The sequence below is a fragment of the Noviherbaspirillum soli genome, assembly GCF_015352955.1.
In the GTDB taxonomy this organism is placed as follows: Bacteria; Pseudomonadota; Gammaproteobacteria; order Burkholderiales; family Burkholderiaceae_D; genus Noviherbaspirillum_A; species Noviherbaspirillum_A soli.
Genome location: NZ_JACYOX010000002.1, coordinates 1 through 17,101 on the forward strand (window position 1 = coordinate 1; position 17,101 = coordinate 17,101).

The following is a 17,101-nucleotide window of genomic DNA, read 5'->3' on the forward strand; positions in this document are numbered from 1 at the left end:
GCATCATCACCTACAAGATCGCGGCCCATGCGGCGGACCTGGCCAAGGGCCATCCGGGCGCGCAGATCCGCGACAACGCGCTGTCCAAGGCGCGCTTCGAGTTCCGCTGGGAAGACCAGTTCAACATCGGCCTGGACCCGGACAAGGCGCGTGAATTCCATGACGAGACCCTGCCCAAGGACTCGGCCAAGGTGGCGCACTTCTGCTCGATGTGCGGACCGCATTTCTGCTCGATGAAGATCACCCAGGAAGTGCGCGACTACGCCAGCCGCGAGGGCATCTCCGAAGTGGCGGCCTTGAAGCAGGGCATGGAAGTCAAGGCGGTGGAGTTCGTCAAAAACGGCGCCGAAATCTATCGCAAGCAATAAGGCTCCCGGCATGATGGAGATCGAACTCAACGGCGCGCCGCATGCACTGCAGCAGGGTGCATGCATCGCCGACCTGGTGGCCAGCCTGGACCTGGCCGGCAAGGCGCTCGCCATCGCCGTGAACCGCGAGGTGGTGCCGCGCCAGTCCTGGGCAGCGCGCCAGCTGCAGCCGCGCGACCGGGTCGACATCGTGCGCGCCATCGGCGGCGGCTGAGCATCTGTCGCCGCCTCACATCGAAAGGAAAGCATGAGCAAGCACACTGACGGCCTGACCATCGCCGGCACCACCTACAACTCGCGCCTCCTGGTAGGCAGCGGCAAGTACAAGGATCTGGAGCAGACCCGCCTGGCCACCGAGGCCAGCGGCGCGGACATCATCACGGTGGCGATCCGCCGGGTCAACATCGGCCAGGACCCGAACGCGCCCAGCCTGCTGGACGCGGTGCCGCCGTCGCGCTACACCATCCTGCCCAACACGGCCGGCTGCTACAACGCCGAGGATGCGGTCTACACCCTGCACCTGGCGCGCGAGCTCCTGAACGGCCACAAGCTGGTGAAGCTGGAAGTGCTGGGCGACGAGAAGACCCTGTTTCCCAACATGCCCGAGACCCTGAAGGCCGCCGAGCGGCTGGTCAAGGATGGCTTTGACGTGATGGTCTATTGCAGCGACGACCCGATCCAGGCGCGCATGCTGGAAGACCTGGGCTGCGTGGCGGTGATGCCGCTGGCCTCGCTGATCGGCTCGGGCATGGGCATCCTCAATCCGTGGAACCTGTCCCTGATCATCGAGCAGGCCAGGGTGCCGGTGCTGGTCGATGCCGGCGTCGGCACCGCTTCCGACGCGGCGATCGCGATGGAGCTGGGCTGCGACGGCGTGCTGATGAACACGGCGATCGCCGGCGCGCAGGACCCGGTGCGCATGGCGCGGGCGATGCGCCTGGCCGTCGAGGCCGGCCGCGAAGCCTACCTGGCGGGCCGCATCGCGCGCCGCTTCGCCGCCTCGCCATCGTCGCCGATGGCTGGCCGGATTGCATGAGGAGAAGGCAATGCAGACAACGCTGAAAGGGCTGTACCTGGTCACGCCGGACTGGGACGACACGGCCAAACTGGTGGAAGTGAGCGACGCCGCGCTGCGCGGCGGCGCGGTCCTGCTGCAGTACCGGCACAAGACGGCCGGCGAAGCGCAGCGGCGCGAGCAGGCCGGCGCGCTGCTGGCGCTGTGCCGCCGGCACGGCAAGCCCTTCATCATCAACGACTATCCGGAACTGTGCGTGGAACTGGATGCCGACGGCGTGCATGTCGGCGGCACCGATGCCGCGGTGGCAGCGGTGCGCGCGCAGGTCGGCCCGGACCGCATCGTGGGCGCCTCCTGCTATGGCAGCTTCGAGCTGGCGCAGTCGGCACAGCAGGCCGGCGCCAGCTATGTGGCCTTCGGCGGCTTCTACCCGTCGCGCATCAAGAAGTACGAGGTCAGCACGCCGGCCGACATCGTGACCCGGGCCAGGGACGCGCTGACGGTACCGAACGTGGTGATCGGCGGCATGACGCGGGAAAACTCGGCGCCGCTGGTGACGGCGGGGGCGGACATGGTGGCAGTCATCAGCAGCGTCTACTTCGCCGACGACCCGGAGGCGGCGGCGCGCGAACTGGCCGGGCTGTTTGGGTAAAAGTAGGGCGCAATACCCCGCAGGGGCATTGCGCGCTGGTCGATCAGCCAAACCCGCCGACAAAACCACCCTGGTCTGCGCCTATGGTGCAATGCCCTTCGGGTATGGCACCCTACCCACGCGGCGTGTGCCTTGCTTTTGCATTCCCGCAGTCGCGCCCTCTGCCTCCCTGACTTCCAGGCGCCGCCGGATTGTTACGGACCGGCGATACACCGGCTTATAATCCTGCGGATGCAAAATCTACTTCACAACCTCAATCCAGAACAACTTGCCGCGGTGACACTGCCGGCGCAATCGGCCCTGATCCTGGCCGGCGCCGGTTCCGGCAAGACGCGCGTGCTGACCACCCGCATTGCCTGGCTGATCCAGACCGGGCAGGTTTCTCCTGCCGGCCTGCTGGCTGTCACCTTCACCAACAAGGCCGCCAAGGAAATGATGACGCGGCTGTCGGCCATGCTGCCGATCAACACCCGCGGCATGTGGATAGGCACCTTCCATGGCCTGTGCAACCGGCTGCTGCGCACCCATTACCGCGACGCCGCGCTGCCGCAGAGCTTCCAGATCCTCGATACCCAGGACCAGCTGTCGATGATCAAGCGCATGTTGAAGGCGTTGAATATCGACGACGAGAAATACCCGGCGCGCAGCCTGATGTATTTCATCAACGGCGCCAAGGACGAGGGCCTGCGCGCCAAGGACGTGGAAGTCCATGACGACTACCACCGCAAGTTCGTCGAACTCTATGATTTCTACGACCAGCAGTGCCAGCGCGAAGGCGTGGTCGACTTTGCCGAACTGCTGCTGCGCACCTATGAACTGCTGTCGCGCAACCAGGCGCTGCGCGAGCACTACCAGGCGCGCTTCCGCCATATCCTGGTCGACGAGTTCCAGGACACCAACAACCTGCAGTATAACTGGCTCAAGCTGCTGGCCGGGCGCGACAACGCGGTCTTCGCCGTCGGCGACGACGACCAGAGCATCTATGCCTTCCGCGGCGCCAACGTCGGCAACATGGCGGCCTTCGAACGCGAGTTCCAGGTGCAGAACCTGATCAAGCTGGAACAGAACTACCGCTCCCACGGCCATATCCTGGATGCCGCCAATACGCTGATTGCCCACAACGCCAAGCGCCTGGGCAAGAACCTGCGCACCGACGCCGGTCACGGCGAGCCGATCCGCATCTATGAAGCCAGCAGCGACCTGCAGGAAGCCAACTGGATCATCGAGGAAAGCAAGAGCCTGATCGCCGACGGCTCGCTGCGCAGCGAGATCGCGGTGCTGTACCGTTCCAACGCGCAGTCGCGGGTGATCGAGCATGCGCTGTTCACCGCCGGCATTCCGTACCGGGTGTACGGCGGCCAGCGCTTCTTCGAGCGCGCCGAGATCAAGCATGCGATCGCGTACCTGCAGCTGATCGACAATCCGCACAATGACTCGGCCTTCCTGCGCGTGGTCAATTTCCCGACCCGCGGCATCGGCGCGCGCAGCCTGGAACAGCTGCAGGACGCCGCCAAGCAGCATGACATGTCCCTGCATGATGCCGCCGCGCATGTGCCCGGCAAGGCCGGCACGCTGCTGTCCGGTTTCGTGCGCATGATTGAAAAGGCGCGCCAGGACACCAGCCTGCTGCCGTTGCCGGAACTGGTGCAGGTGGTCCTGGACATGAGCGGACTGCTCATCCATTACCAGAGCGAGAAGGAAGGCGCCGACCGGATCGAGAACCTGGAGCAGCTGGTCAGCGCGGCGACGCTGTTCGTGTCCGAGGAAGGCTTCGGCAAGAGTTCGCCGGCCCTGCTTGGGCCAAGCGCCCAGGCCATGGCCGGCCAGGCCATCGTCAACGAGGACGGCATCGAGATTCTCGACGCGGACGCGCCGCTGGCGGCGGTGATGTCGCCGCTGTCGGCTTTCCTGTCGCATGCGTCGCTGGAGGCGGGCGACAATCAGGCGCTGGCCGGCCAGGATGCGCTGCAGCTGATGACGGTGCATTCCGCCAAGGGACTGGAATTCGACGCGGTGTTCATCACCGGCCTGGAAGAAGGATTGTTTCCGCATGACAACAGCGAAAAGGAGGAGGGCGGCATCGAGGAAGAACGGCGGCTGATGTATGTGGCCATTACCCGTGCCCGGCGCCGGCTCTACATGAGCTTTTCCCAGACCCGCATGCTGCATGGCCAGACCCGCTTCAATCTGAAGTCACGCTTCTTCGATGAACTGCCCGAAGAGTCGCTGAAATGGCTCTCGCCCAAGGTGCAGCATCACTGGTTCGCCAACCAGCAGCAGAAGGCCGCCTGGGTCGAGACGCCGTCGCGGTCAACCATTGCGCAAAAGGATTGCGGCTGGCGGATCGGGCAGAGCGTGATGCACCAGAAATTCGGCGAAGGCGTGATCGTCAACATCGAAGGCGGCGGCGACAGCGCGCGCGCCAGCATCAACTTCGGCCGCAATGGCATGAAGCTGCTTGATCTCACGATCGCCAAGCTGGAAAAAGTGGAATAAGACGAAGCGCTGGCCGGCAAACCCGGCCGGCGCTGCGGCGTCAGTGCCCGTGGCCGGACGGCCTGGCTTCCCTGCTGTCCACGCTGACCGACACCTCGACCTTGCCGGCCTTTTCAAAATTGAGCGTCATCGGAAACTTGTCGCCCGGCCGGAGCGGCTGCTTCAGGCCCATCAGCATGATGTGATAGCCGGCGCCCGGCTTCATTTCCACCCTGGCCGCCGGCGCCAGATCCAGCGCTCCTACTTCCCGCATCCGCATCACATCGCCTTCCATGCTCATGGTGTGGATCTGCGCCGACGCTGCCACCGGCGAAGACACCTCAAGCAGGCGGTCGCCCGCGCTGCCGCGGTTTTCCAGCGTCAGGTAGGCGCCGCCGCTGGGTTGCTGGGCCACGGTAGGACGGGCATGCGGATGGCCGATGCGGATGGCGCCCACTTCATAGCTATGGCCATGGGCGGCGCCAGCCAAAAGCAGGGCGGCGGAAAAGACGGGCAGGGCGGAAGCGAAACGCGAGGTCATGGATTTCTCTTTTTCTGCTGGTAGGGACATTGCTGTAGGGCCGCTTGCCGGCCGTGAAGCCGGATTATAACCATCGCCATTTTTCAGGCGCCGCCGGCGTAGCCATGCTGGCGCCAGGCTTCGTACACCACCACCGCCACGGTATTGGACAGATTCACGCTGCGGTTGCCTGGGCGCATGGGCAGCCGGATGCGCTGGCTGGCGGGAAAGCTGTCGCGCCGTTCCGGCGCCAGTCCACGGGTTTCCGAGCCGAACACGAATACGTCCCCGGGCTGGAAGGCAACGCTGGCAAATGGCGTGGAGCCGTGGGTGGTCAGTGCAAACATCCGCGCCGGATCGGGCTGCTCGCTGGCCAGCCAGGCATCCCAGCTGGCATGCACTTTCATCGCGGCGTACTCGTGATAGTCCAGCCCTGCGCGGCGCATGCGGGCGTCATCCAGCGGAAAGCCCAGAGGCTCGATCAGATGCAATTGGGCGCCGGTATTGGCGCACAGCCGGATGATGTTGCCGGTATTGGGTGGAATTTCCGGCTCGACAAGAACGACATGAAACAAGCAAACCTCCTCGGGTGATCGAATGATTGGATGATTGGATGATCGGATGGGCGGAGCCAGCGAACTAGCGCCGCCCGGTGCGGGCAAATGCCAGGCAGGTTACCCGCACGGCGCCGCCGCGCTTGAGCGTGGCGGCAATTTCTTCCAGCGTGGCGCCCGTGGTGAGCACATCGTCGACTACGCCGACGTGTCGCCCGCGCACCTGGCCCAGCCCGGCCGGCGGCAGGCTGAATGCGCGGCGCAGGTTGGCGCGTCGCTCGCCAGGCGTCAGCAGGCTTTGCGGCGCGGTCTCGCGTTCGCGTGCCAGCAGGCGGGCCGCCAGCGGCAAGCCGAGGCTGCGGGCCAGTGGCCGCGCCATCTCCAGCGCCTGGTTGTAGCCGCGTTCGGCCAGGCGGCGCTTTCCCAGCGGCACCGGCGCGAGCAACTCAGGCCACTGCTGCTGCGGCAGCCGGCGCAGCGCATCGGCCAGCAACTGGCCAAACAGCGGGGCCATTGCCAGCTGGCCGCCGAATTTCAGGGCCAGCACCAGCTGATCGAGCGGCGCCGCATAATCGCTGACAACCACGGTGGCATCGAACGATGGCGGCCGGCGCAGGCAGCTGCCGCACCGCATCGCGCCGGCCCCGGCCGGCAGGTCGATCGCGCACTGCACGCAACGGGCAGGGAGGCCGGCCAGATAGCGCGTCCGGCAATCCATGCAAAGCGCGGTTCGTCCAACCCGGCCGCACAAAGCACAGCAGCATGGCACTGACGCCAGCATCCTGGCGGCCTGGGTGCGCAAACGGATCAGGGCATGTCGTAGCATGGAGCGCCAAGTGCGGCGAAAGGGTAAGATTGCCGCGATTATCTCATTTGACTGCTACCCGCCGTGTCCCAGCCTTCTCCGCCAGCCGAGCGCGCCAGCGCCCCGATCGACCTGCGCCGTGTGCGCAACCTGTTTTCCCGTCCGGCCGCAGTGGCTGAATCCGGCTTCCTGCGGCGGGAAGTGGCCGGCCGCATGTTCGAACGGCTGGAACTGATCAAGCTGGCGCCGGCGCTGGTGGTCGATGCCGGCTGCGGTGAAGGCGCGGACCTGCCGGTCCTGCGCCAGCGCTTCGGCGCCGCCCGCCTGCTCGGTATCGATGCCTCGGATGCCATGCTGCTGGCCGCCCATGCCAGCCAGCAGGCGGCCCAGTCGTCGGTCAATCGGCTGCTGCAGCGCTGGCTGCCCCGGACAGCGGCGGCCAGCGGCATTGCCGCCGAGCTGGCCTGCGCCGACTTCGCCCAGCTGCCGCTGGCAGCCCAGAGCGCCGACCTGATCTGGTCCAATCTGGCGCTGCACTGGCATCCCCAGCCGCACCGGGTCTTCGCCGAGTGGCACAGGGCATTGCGCATCGATGGCCTGCTGATGTTTTCCTGCTTCGGGCCGGATACCTTCCGCGAACTGCGCACGGCCTGGCAGCAGGCGGACGCCACGCCGCATGCGCTGCCCTTTGTCGACATGCACGACTTCGGCGACATGCTGGTCGACGCCGGCTTCGCCACGCCCGTGATGGACATGGAAACCATCACGGTGACCTATGCCGACCCGATCAAGCTGCTGGAAGACGTGAAGGCCTGGGGCGGCAACCCGCTCGCCACCCGCCGCCGCGCACTGCTGGGCCGCGCCGCATACCGGCGCATGCTGGATGCGTTGGAATCCGGCCGCCGCGCCGACGGCACGCTGCCGCTGACCTTCGAAGTTGTCTATGGACACGCATTCCGCCCGGCACCGCGGAAAACCGCCGGCGGCGAGTCCATCATCCATTTCGACCGGCCTAAACGGTAGGCAGGAAATGCCTGCCGATATTTGTTTCGCAACAACGGAAAAGCGTTTTGCACAACGCAGAATGCGCACGATTAAGCCAAATTTCATGGCCGCTCATCGCCCGTTATTTCGCTTGATGCTATTGTGTATTCCACCTTATACTTCGCTGGTTTTGCATAGTGCGGGTTGGGTGCGACTAAAGAGCAGGTAGCCAGCAATGAGCAGCCGGGAATGGGTCCTGAAACGCAATTGTTCGATCACGCCGCGACAGTTGATGAGGGTCTACGCAGTCCTGTGCCTGGTTTCGCTGACGGTCGCCGGAATATTTACGCTGCACGGCGCCTGGTACATCCTCGGTTTTGCGGTTCTCGAACTGGCGGCGGTAGGTCTGGCTTTCTTGCATTACGGTCGCCATGCAACGGATCGCGAACGTATCGCATTGAGCCAAGACATCCTCCTGATAGAACTGATTCAGGCCGAGCAGGCCAGCCAGCACCGGCTGAGCCTGCAAGCGGTCAGAGTCAGCCCGCCAGACCGGCACCGTGGCCTGATCGCCGTGGAAATGCCTGGAACCAGGGTGGAAATCGGACGCTACCTGACCAGTTTGCATCGGCGCGAGTTTGCGCGGGAACTGGCGCTTGCGATACGGGAGACAAGGCTGGCGGGCCTGGCAGTACAGAATTCTAATTAAAGGGCATTTGAGGAAATCATGAAACAAGCGAAGCGCCTTCAATCATTGATGCTCGGTGCATTGTTCGTGGCGGCTGGTATGCCGGCATGGGCCGTGAACGACAGCCAGGGCGGACCGGCGGTACGGCAGATGACGTTCCAGCCAGCCACCACCCAGATCGCCGCGGAAATCAATACGCTGCACAACTGGATGCTCGGCATCTGCCTGGCCATCTTCATCGCAGTGTTCGGCGTGATGCTGTATTCCATCATGAAGCACCGCAAGTCGCTCGGCCACAAGTCGGCCAGTTTCCATGAAAGCACCGCTGTCGAAATCGGCTGGACCGTCGTGCCGTTCGTCATCATCATCCTGATGGCGCTGCCGGCAACCCGCACCGTGGTCGCCATGAAGGACACGTCCAACGCCGACGTCACCATCAAGGCCACCGGCATGCAGTGGAAATGGGGCTATGACTACCTGAAGGGCGAAGGCGAGGGCATTTCCTTCCTGTCCAACCTGGCCACGCCGCGCGAAGACACCGTCAAGCCCGCCTCCATCACCAATGACAACTACCTGATCGAAGTCGACAACCCCGTCGTCGTGCCGGTCAACAAGAAGGTGCGCATCGTCACCACCGCCAATGACGTGATCCATGCCTGGGGCATTCCCTCATTCGGCGTCAAGCAGGACGCGATCCCCGGCTTCGTGCGCGACACCTGGTTCCGCGCCGAAAAGGTCGGCGTCTATCGCGGCCAGTGCTACGAGCTGTGCGGCAAGGACCATGCCTTCATGCCCATCGTGGTCAATGTCGTCAGCGACGCCGACTATACCAAGTGGGTCGAGACCAAGAAAAAGGAAATGGCCGCGCTGGCCGATGATCCGAGCAAGACCTGGACCGTGGACGAAATGAAGACCCGCGGCGAAAAGATCTATGCCGCCAACTGCGTGGCCTGCCACCAGGCCAACGGCAAGGGCGTGCCGGGCGCCTTCCCGGCACTGGACGGCTCGGCGATCGTGAACGGTCCCAAGGGTCCGCAGATCGAGATCCTGCTCAACGGCAAGAACGCGATGCCGGCATGGAAATCGGTTTTGTCCGACACCGACATCGCCGCCGTGATCACCTATACCCGTAACAGCTGGTCCAACAAGCCGTCGGAAAACATCGTACAACCGGCCGAAGTCGTGGCTGCGCGCAAGTAATCGAAATCTAGGAGTCTGAGATGAGCACAACCGTTGTTGATCACGTACACGATCACTCACACGACCACGCGCACGATCATCCGCATGGCTGGCGCCGCTGGTTGTTCGCAACCAACCACAAGGACATCGGCACGCTTTACCTGTGGTTCTCGTTCATCATGCTGCTGTCCGGCGGCGTGCTGGCGCTGGGCATCCGCACCGAGCTGTTCCAGCCCGGCCTGCAGTTCTTCGAGCCGCAGTTCTTCAACCAGCTGACCACGATGCACGGCCTGATCATGGTGTTCGGCGCGATCATGCCGGCTTTCGTGGGCTTTGCGAACTGGATGGTGCCGCTGCAGATCGGCGCTTCCGACATGGCCTTCGCCCGGATGAACAACTTCTCGTTCTGGCTGCTGCCTCCTGCCGCGATCCTGCTGGCAACGTCCTTCCTGATGCCGGGCGGCGCCACCGCCGCCGGCTGGACGCTGTATGCGCCGCTGTCGACCCAGATGGGCGTCGGCATGGACATGGGCATCTTCGCGATGCACATCATGGGCGCGTCGTCCATCATGGGCTCGATCAACATCATCGTCACCATCCTGAACATGCGCGCTCCCGGCATGACCCTGATGAAGATGCCGATGTTCTGCTGGACCTGGCTGATCACCGCTTACCTGCTGATCGCCGTGATGCCGGTTCTGGCGGGCGCCATCACCATGACCCTGACCGACCGTCACTTCGGCACCTCCTTCTTCAACGCCGCCGGCGGCGGTGACCCGGTGATGTACCAGCACATCTTCTGGTTCTTCGGTCATCCCGAGGTGTACATCATGATTCTGCCGGCCTTCGGCATCATCTCGCACATCATCCCGGCATTTGCCCGCAAGACCCTGTTTGGCTATGCATCGATGGTGTATGCAACCGCATCGATCGCGATCCTGTCCTTCATCGTCTGGGCGCACCACATGTTTACCACCGGCATGCCGGTGACGGCGCAGCTGTTCTTCATGTATGCCACGATGCTGATCGCGGTCCCGACCGGCGTGAAGATCTTCAACTGGGTTGCCACCATGTGGCGCGGTTCGATGACCTTCGAAACGCCTATGCTGTTTGCCATCGGCTTCATCTTCGTGTTCACCATGGGCGGCTTCACCGGCCTGATCCTGGCCGTCACCCCGATCGACATCATGGTGCATGACACCTACTACGTGGTTGCCCACTTCCACTACGTGCTGGTGGCGGGCTCGCTGTTCGCGCTGTTTGCCGGCTTCTACTACTGGGGTCCGAAGTGGACTGGCTACATGTACAACGAAACCCGCGGCAAGATCCATTTCTGGGTGTCGCTGGTGACGTTCAACGTGACCTTCTTCCCGATGCACTTCCTGGGACTGGCCGGCATGCCGCGTCGTTATGCCGATTACCCGGCCCAGTTCACCGACTTCAACATGATCGCGTCGATTGGCGCCTTCGGTTTCGGTCTGGCCCAGGTGTATTTCCTGCTGTTCGTGGTGCTGCCGTCCATCCGTGGCGGCGAGAAGGCGCCTGCCAAGCCCTGGGATGGCGCGGAAGGCCTGGAGTGGACCGTGCCCAGCCCGGCGCCGTTCCACACCTTTGAAACCCCACCGCTGGTCAAGTAAGGAACAGGGCGGGCGCAAGCCCGCCTTTCTCAGCTCATGCCCAATCCCAACAAGCCGAACAACCTCAGGACGGCACTGATCCTGGTCCTGGTCGCGCTGGGATTCTTTATCGCCGTATTCGTCAAGCGCGCCTGGTTCGTCTCATGACTCAGCCTCCCCACGACAGTGACACCAAGAAGCTCAATGCCAGCACGCTGAGCAAGCTGGTGGTGGCGGCCGTCATGATGTTCGGCTTCGGGTATGCGCTGATCCCGGTGTACCGGCAGATCTGCGAGCTGACCGGGGTCAACCTGCTCACGCAAAAGGACAGCACCGTCGAGCGGCCGGCCAATACCCAGGTCGACAAGACCCGTACCGTCACCATCGAGTTCGATGCCAATGCGCAGGGTCCATGGCGCTTCCGGCCCACCGTGTCGAGCATGCAGGTGCATCCCGGCGAAATGGCGCAGGTTGTCTATGAAGTGGTCAATACCCAGTCGCGCAGCATAGATGCGCAGGCAATCCCCAGTTATGCGCCGCAGCAGGCCAGCGCGCATTTCAAGAAGGTCGAGTGCTTCTGTTTCCAGCAGCAGACGCTGAAAGCCAATGAGGCAAAGCAGATGCCGGTGCTGTTCTATATCGATCCGGCGCTGCCGAGGGATGTAAAAACGATTACCTTGTCCTACACTTTCTTCGAGATCGGCGGCAGCGCCAAGACCGCCGGCTGACGAGACAGTGCTGACATGAATGAAGAACAACAAGTAACGCGACGCAAGGCATCGTTTGCAGCCACGATGAAAGCCGTTTTCTGGTCTTTCTTCGGGGTGCGCAAGAGGCGGGACTATGAACAGGATGCGGCAGAGCTCAATCCGGTGCACGTGATCATTGCCGGGCTGATCGGGGCGGCACTGTTCATTGCCATACTGATCATCATCGTCAGAATGGTCGTGGCGTAAGCGTTGAATAACGATCTAAGCAGAATTGAATTTGCATATTGGAGGGGGATATGAGTACTCATCAACACGGCGGTAGCGCACCATATTACTTTGTGCCAGGTCCATCCCGGTGGCCCATGCTGGCAGGCATGTCGCTTCTCGTCACCATGATCGGCGCATCCGGCTGGGTCAACGGCGCGAGCTGGGCGCCCTATGTCAACATCGCAGGCATCCTGGCCTTCCTGGCCGTGCTGTACGGCTGGTTCGGCGACGCCATCGCCGAGTCCGAAGGCGGTCTCTACAGCAAGCGCATCGACGTCTCCTATCGCTGGAGCATGAGCTGGTTCATCTTCTCCGAAGTGATGTTCTTCGCCGCTTTCTTCGGCGCGCTGTTCTATGCACGCACCATCTCCATGCCCTGGCTGGCCGATCTCGACCACAAGGTGCTTTGGCCCGACTTCTCCGCGCAGTGGGGCAATGCCGGCCCGGGCGGCACGGTGGAAAGCTTCCGCACCATGGGTCCGTTCCCGATTCCGACCATCAACACCGCGCTGCTGCTGACTTCCGGCGTGACCCTGACCATTGCCCACCATGCGCTGCGCGCAGGCCACCGCAGCAAGACCGCTTTCTGGCTGGCTGCCACGATCCTGCTTGGCGCAGTCTTCATGGGCTTCCAGGTCTACGAATACATGCATGCCTACAGCGAACTGAACCTGAAGCTCACCTCGGGCATCTATGGCTCCACCTTCTTCATGCTGACCGGCTTCCACGGTTTCCATGTGACCATGGGCGCCATCATGCTGGCCGTCGTGCTGTACCGCGTGATGAAGGGGCACTTCACGCCTGAACACCACTTCGCGTTCGAAGGCGCCGCCTGGTACTGGCACTTCGTCGACGTGGTGTGGCTGGGGCTGTATGTCGTGGTGTACTGGCTCTGAATACCGCTCTGCCAAAAAAAGCCGCACCTCGGTGCGGCTTTTTTACTGAGGGCTGCGGTCATGGCAAATTTCAGGCCGCGGCATCTCAAGGGTTCTAGCGCAGGCCGATGCCGGTAGGCTGGATATAGCCCAGGTAGTGCGCCACCAGCAGCAGCACAAACAGCGTGATTGAAAAACCAACCCTGAAAGCCAGGGCGCGCACTGTACGATTGGTCGAGCCCTTGTCCCGCATCAGAAAGAACAGAGCGGAGCCCAGGCTGCCGATGATGAGGATGAAGCCGATGGCAACGATGATTTTCATGACGGCGTTGGGAGTGCGGCACATGGGACGCATGCGCCTGGTAGGGAAAGTCAAACAGGGCTCATTGTAATGCCATTCAGTTTTCGCTTCCGGCTGCTGCCTTTCATCGCGACGCTGGTCGTCGTTGCCATTGGCTTGTCACTGGGACAGTGGCAGGTCCGCCGCGCCCATGAAAAGGAAGCGATCGAGCGCAGGATCAGCGAACGCGACGCTGCGCCGCCGGCGCGGCTGGATGACAAGGCATTGCAGCAGGCCGATGTCGATGCGCTCGAGTTCCGCAAGGTGGTGCTGAAAGGCGAGTTTGAGGCAGGCTGGACGATTTACCTCGATAATCGTCCCCATGAAGGAAAGGCCGGCTTTTATGTGATGACGCCATTGAAAATTGCCGGGTCCGGCCGCCATATCATGGTTGCGCGCGGCTGGGTGGAACGCAATCTCGCCGACCGTAGTCGTCTTCCCGACATTGCCACGCCGGCCGGCACGGTTGAACTGACCGGCATCGTGCGCCAGCATGCCGGGCGCCTTCTGCAGCTGGGCGAGGCGGCTGCCATCCGGCCCGGCGCCATCGTGCAGAACCTCGATGTTGCCGACATGGCCAAGGCCAGCGGCCTGGCGTTCGCGCCGTTCATTGTCGAGCAGACCAGCGACGCCGGCGATGGCCTGGTGCGGGCATGGCCCAGGCCGTCGCAGGGCGTGGACAAGCACTGGGGGTATGCCTTCCAGTGGTTCGCGCTGGCCGGCACCGCCCTTATTTTTTTCGTTGTCACAGGATTCAAACGTGGAAGCCAATAAATCGAAAGCCACCGGCCGCTGGAAGCTGTTTCTGGTGGTACTGATCTGCGCCTCGCCCATGATCGCGTCTTACCTCACCTATTTCGTGATCAAGCCGCAGAGCCGCACCAACTATGGCGAGCTGGTCGATCCGCGCAAGCATCCCATGCCCAGCCTGGGCTCGGCTTCCCTGGACGGCAAGCCGACGGAACTCGATGCCTACAAGGGCAAGTGGATCATGCTGCAGGCCGATAGCGGCGATTGCCCCGATAGCTGCCGCACCAAGCTGTTCCAGCAGCGCCAGCTGCGCCTGACCACCGGCAAGGAAATGGACCGCATCGAGCGCGTATGGCTGGTCACGGACGACAAGCCGGTCGATACCGTGCTGCTGCGCGAATTCGACGGCACGCGGGTGCTGCGCGCCGATCCGGCAAAATTGAAGCAATGGCTGCCGGTGGAACAGGGCGCCGGCATCGCCGACCATGTCTACATGATCGACCCACTGGGCAACCTGATGATGCGCTTTCCGAAAAATCCCGATCCGAACAGGATGAAGAAGGATATTTCCAAGCTGCTGCGCGCTTCCAGCATAGGGTAAGGACATGCTGATCCAACTCGCCATCCTCGGCCTGCTGGCCGCCATGTTGCCGCTGGCGGTGGTGTGGGCTTCCAAAGACGCCAACAAGTTCCGCAAGCTTGCCTGGGTCACGCTGTTCCTGACCTTCGATCTGATCATGTTCGGCGCCTTCACCCGCCTGACCGATTCCGGCCTGGGCTGCCCGGACTGGCCCGGCTGCTATGGTCACGCCAACCCGGTGCAGGCCCATTCCAGCATCAGCGCGGCCGAAGCCGCCATGCCGCATGGCCCGGTCACGGTGGTCAAGGCCTGGATCGAGATGATTCACCGCTACCTGGCCATGGGCGTGGGTGTCCTGATCGTGGCGATGATGGTGGTGGCGTGGCTGCGCTGGCTGAAATCGCGGCGCACGGACGCCACCTATTCGCCGCTGTTGCCAACGCTGCTGTTCGGCTTCGTCTGCCTGCAGGGCGCATTCGGCGCATGGACGGTCACCATGAAGCTGCAGCCCATCATCGTGACCGTGCACCTGCTGCTGGGCATGACCCTGCTGGGCCTCCTGACCTGGCTGGCGGCGCGGCAAAGCGCGCATGCGCCGGTGGCAGCAGCGCCTGGCCTGCGGGCCGCGGCCGTCGTCGGGCTGGCGATTCTTACCTTGCAGATCGGCCTTGGCGGCTGGGTCAGCACCAATTACGCGGCGCTGGCATGCACCGATTTTCCGCTGTGCCACGGCAAGCTGCTGCCACGCATGGACTTCGAACATGGCTTCACGCTGTGGCGTGAACTCGGCATGACTGCCGGCGGCGACTACCTGCCGTTCGACGCCCTCACCGCGATCCACTGGACCCACCGCAGCTTTGCCTTCGTCGTCGTCGCCTATCTCGGCTGGCTGGGCCACAAGGCGATGCGCATCGACGGCCTGCAACGTGCCGGGCGCTGGCTGCTCCTTGGCGTGCTGGCGCAATTCTGCATCGGCATGGCCACGGTTTTCCTGAAATGGCCGCTGGCAATCGCGGTGTTGCACAACGGCGGCGCGGCGGCGCTCGTCGTTTTGACGGTCATGTTAAACTACAAGGCTACTCTTTCCGCCGGAATCAGGCCTGTCAGGACCGCCAGCAGCGCCTATCCTGCCTGATTGCCAACAAGCTGCCCGATTTCCGTTCCACGGACGAATTCCAAGGATGACTACGCTGACCGCAACTCCCAATCGCGTCGCCCAGTACTGGGCGCTGACCAAGCCGCGTGTGACGCAACTGGCTGTGTTCTGCGCAGTCATCGGCATGTTTCTGGCTACCCCCGGCTTGCCCGACTGGCGCGTGGTCGTCGCAGCCACAGCCGGCATCTGGCTGCTGGCCGGCGCCGCATTTGCGGTGAACTGCCTGGTCGAGCGCGAAATCGATTCCCGCATGGCGCGCACTGCGCGCAGGCCGATGGCGCGCGGCGAAATCACGGTGCCGCAAACCCTGCTGTTTTCAGGGATCATCGGCGGCGCCGGCATGTGGGTGCTCTATACCCTGGTCAATCCGCTGACCATGTGGCTGACCTTCGCCACGTTCGTCGGCTACGCGGTGATCTATACCATCATCCTGAAACCAGCCACGCCGCAGAACATCGTGATCGGCGGCCTGTCGGGCGCCATGCCGCCGGCGCTGGGCTGGGCCGCCATCGCCAATGATGTGCCGATGCAGGCCTGGATCCTGGTGCTGATCATCTTCATCTGGACGCCGCCGCATTTCTGGGCGCTGGCCCTTTACCGTCGTGACGACTATGCGAAATCCGGCTTGCCCATGCTGCCGGTGACGCATGGCATGAAGCTGACGCAGTTTCATATCTGGCTGTATACGATTGCGCTGGTCGCCACCACCATGCTGCCTTATGCGGTGCGCATGAGCGGGCTGCTCTATCTGGCCAGCGCCGCCGTGCTGGGCGCGATCTTCCTGTGGCATGCGTGGCGCATCTACCGCCACTACAGCGACATCGTCGCCCGCAAGACCTTTGCCTATTCCATCATCTACCTGTCACTGCTGTTTGCCGCGCTGCTGGCTGACCATTACCTGCCGTTCTGAGATGCGACTGATACTTCCTGCATTGCTTTTGCTGTCGGCGCTGGCCGGCTGTTCCGACAAGCCCGGCAGCGAGGGCGGCCAGATGAGCCTGACGCCAGCCAGCAAGACGTTCAAGAACAGCGACGTGACCGGTCTCGGCTACGCTCGCGACTTTGCCCTTCCTGACCAGGACGGCAAGCCGCGCACGCTGGCCGACTTCAAGGGCCGTGCGGTGGTCGTCTTCTTCGGCTATACCCATTGCCCCGATGTATGCCCGACCACGCTTTCCGAAATGGCGGCGGCGATGAAGGAACTGGGGCCGGATGCGGATCGTGTCCAGGTAATATTCGTCACGCTCGATCCCGAGCGCGACAAGCCCGAACTGCTGAAGTCCTACGTGTCATCCTTCGATCCACGCTTCATTGCCTTGTCAGGGGATCAGGAAGCCACTGCCAGGGTGGCCAAGGAATTCAAGGTGTTCTACCAGAAGGTGCCGGGAAAGTCGGCCGACAGCTACACCATGGACCACACCGCGGCCAGCTATGTGTTCGATCCGCAGGGCAGGGTCAGGCTGTTCGTCCGGCACGGGCAGGGGACTGAGCCCGTCGTGCATGATCTGAAGGCGCTGCTCTCGGGCAAGTAAGCCGACAATGAAAAACGCCATGGCCTTGCGGCACA

22 protein-coding genes are annotated in these 17,101 nt (G+C 63.1%); 18 read left to right on the forward strand and 4 right to left on the reverse strand.

Going from position 1 to position 17,101, the window contains the following annotated elements:
* The 5 genes from IGW04_RS02215 to IGW04_RS02235 form a co-directional block, all read left to right on the forward strand.
* The coding region (locus tag IGW04_RS02215) for a phosphomethylpyrimidine synthase ThiC (protein ID WP_194711405.1) at positions 1-368 on the forward strand (368 nt) is incomplete at its 5' end.
* A gap of 10 nt (positions 369-378) precedes the next feature.
* Positions 379-582, forward strand: coding sequence for a sulfur carrier protein ThiS (gene thiS / locus IGW04_RS02220; RefSeq protein ID WP_194711406.1), 204 nt, complete (start codon positions 379-381; stop codon positions 580-582).
* 33 nt (positions 583-615) lie between these two features.
* Positions 616-1,404: a thiazole synthase gene (locus tag IGW04_RS02225; protein ID WP_194711407.1), complete on the forward strand. Its 789-nt coding sequence runs from the start codon at positions 616-618 to the stop codon at positions 1,402-1,404.
* A 10-nt stretch (positions 1,405-1,414) separates the two neighbouring features.
* Positions 1,415-2,035 carry a thiamine phosphate synthase gene (gene thiE / locus IGW04_RS02230; RefSeq protein ID WP_228526783.1) on the forward strand — a complete coding sequence of 207 codons (621 nt, stop codon included), beginning with the start codon at positions 1,415-1,417 and terminating at the stop codon, positions 2,033-2,035.
* Between the two features lie 231 nt (positions 2,036-2,266).
* Positions 2,267-4,531: a UvrD-helicase domain-containing protein gene (locus IGW04_RS02235; RefSeq protein ID WP_194711408.1), complete on the forward strand. Its 2,265-nt coding sequence runs from the start codon at positions 2,267-2,269 to the stop codon at positions 4,529-4,531.
* A 40-nt stretch (positions 4,532-4,571) separates the two neighbouring features.
* On the opposite strand, the gene IGW04_RS02240 is transcribed toward IGW04_RS02235, so the two are convergent.
* The 3 genes from IGW04_RS02240 to IGW04_RS02250 all read right to left on the reverse strand — a co-directional run bounded on the left by IGW04_RS02240 (position 4,572) and on the right by IGW04_RS02250 (position 6,302).
* Positions 4,572-5,051, reverse strand: coding sequence for a copper chaperone PCu(A)C (locus IGW04_RS02240; protein ID WP_194711409.1), 480 nt, complete (start codon positions 5,049-5,051; stop codon positions 4,572-4,574).
* Positions 5,052-5,134: 83 nt separating this feature from the next.
* Positions 5,135-5,605 (reverse strand): tRNA (uridine(34)/cytosine(34)/5-carboxymethylaminomethyluridine(34)-2'-O)-methyltransferase TrmL, encoded by a 471-nt coding sequence (gene trmL / locus IGW04_RS02245; protein WP_194711410.1) that lies wholly within the window; start codon positions 5,603-5,605, stop codon positions 5,135-5,137.
* A gap of 64 nt (positions 5,606-5,669) precedes the next feature.
* On the reverse strand, positions 5,670-6,302 hold the full coding sequence (locus tag IGW04_RS02250) for a ComF family protein (protein WP_323744799.1): 633 nt from the start codon (positions 6,300-6,302) through the stop codon (positions 5,670-5,672).
* Between the two features lie 171 nt (positions 6,303-6,473).
* Between IGW04_RS02250 and IGW04_RS02255 the strand changes: the two genes are divergently transcribed.
* From IGW04_RS02255 to IGW04_RS02285, 8 genes are all read left to right on the forward strand, one after another.
* The gene (locus IGW04_RS02255; protein WP_194711412.1) at positions 6,474-7,412 is read left to right on the forward strand and encodes a methyltransferase domain-containing protein; all 939 of its coding nucleotides are present in this window, start codon (positions 6,474-6,476) and stop codon (positions 7,410-7,412) included.
* Positions 7,413-7,608: 196 nt separating this feature from the next.
* A complete protein-coding gene (locus tag IGW04_RS02260; protein WP_194711413.1) occupies positions 7,609-8,082 on the forward strand; it encodes a DUF2244 domain-containing protein in 474 nt (157 codons plus the stop codon).
* Positions 8,083-8,100: 18 nt separating this feature from the next.
* A complete protein-coding gene (gene coxB, locus IGW04_RS02265; RefSeq protein ID WP_194711414.1) occupies positions 8,101-9,261 on the forward strand; it encodes a cytochrome c oxidase subunit II in 1,161 nt (386 codons plus the stop codon).
* Between the two features lie 20 nt (positions 9,262-9,281).
* Positions 9,282-10,877, forward strand: coding sequence for a cytochrome c oxidase subunit I (gene ctaD, locus IGW04_RS02270; RefSeq protein ID WP_194711415.1), 1,596 nt, complete (start codon positions 9,282-9,284; stop codon positions 10,875-10,877).
* A 36-nt stretch (positions 10,878-10,913) separates the two neighbouring features.
* Entirely contained in the window at positions 10,914-11,024 is a 111-nt protein-coding gene (locus IGW04_RS25555; protein ID WP_228526785.1) for a cytochrome oxidase small assembly protein, read from the forward strand.
* Entirely contained in the window at positions 11,021-11,584 is a 564-nt protein-coding gene (locus IGW04_RS02275) for a cytochrome c oxidase assembly protein (protein ID WP_194711416.1), read from the forward strand. The genes IGW04_RS25555 and IGW04_RS02275 overlap by 4 nt, the downstream gene beginning before the upstream one ends.
* A 15-nt stretch (positions 11,585-11,599) precedes the next feature.
* Positions 11,600-11,812 carry a DUF2970 domain-containing protein gene (locus IGW04_RS02280; protein WP_194711417.1) on the forward strand — a complete coding sequence of 71 codons (213 nt, stop codon included), beginning with the start codon at positions 11,600-11,602 and terminating at the stop codon, positions 11,810-11,812.
* Between the two features lie 50 nt (positions 11,813-11,862).
* A complete protein-coding gene (locus IGW04_RS02285; RefSeq protein ID WP_194711418.1) occupies positions 11,863-12,729 on the forward strand; it encodes a cytochrome c oxidase subunit 3 in 867 nt (288 codons plus the stop codon).
* A gap of 94 nt (positions 12,730-12,823) precedes the next feature.
* Here the strand turns inward: IGW04_RS02285 and IGW04_RS02290 are convergent, their stop codons facing one another.
* The gene (locus IGW04_RS02290) at positions 12,824-13,030 is read right to left on the reverse strand and encodes a twin transmembrane helix small protein (protein WP_194711419.1); all 207 of its coding nucleotides are present in this window, start codon (positions 13,028-13,030) and stop codon (positions 12,824-12,826) included.
* A gap of 69 nt (positions 13,031-13,099) precedes the next feature.
* Between IGW04_RS02290 and IGW04_RS02295 the strand changes: the two genes are divergently transcribed.
* The 5 genes from IGW04_RS02295 to IGW04_RS02315 are packed head-to-tail and all read left to right on the forward strand — an operon-like array spanning position 13,100 to position 17,066.
* The gene (locus IGW04_RS02295; RefSeq protein ID WP_194711420.1) at positions 13,100-13,822 is read left to right on the forward strand and encodes an SURF1 family protein; all 723 of its coding nucleotides are present in this window, start codon (positions 13,100-13,102) and stop codon (positions 13,820-13,822) included.
* Positions 13,809-14,399 carry an SCO family protein gene (locus IGW04_RS02300; protein WP_194711421.1) on the forward strand — a complete coding sequence of 197 codons (591 nt, stop codon included), beginning with the start codon at positions 13,809-13,811 and terminating at the stop codon, positions 14,397-14,399. The genes IGW04_RS02295 and IGW04_RS02300 overlap by 14 nt, the downstream gene beginning before the upstream one ends.
* A 4-nt stretch (positions 14,400-14,403) precedes the next feature.
* Positions 14,404-15,513, forward strand: a complete 1,110-nt coding sequence (locus IGW04_RS02305; protein WP_194711422.1) for a COX15/CtaA family protein — start codon at positions 14,404-14,406, stop codon at positions 15,511-15,513.
* Positions 15,514-15,559: 46 nt separating this feature from the next.
* Entirely contained in the window at positions 15,560-16,444 is an 885-nt protein-coding gene (gene cyoE, locus IGW04_RS02310) for a heme o synthase (RefSeq protein WP_194711423.1), read from the forward strand.
* A 1-nt stretch (position 16,445) separates the two neighbouring features.
* Positions 16,446-17,066, forward strand: coding sequence for an SCO family protein (locus IGW04_RS02315; RefSeq protein WP_194711424.1), 621 nt, complete (start codon positions 16,446-16,448; stop codon positions 17,064-17,066).
* The last annotated feature ends 35 nt before the right edge of the window (positions 17,067-17,101 follow it).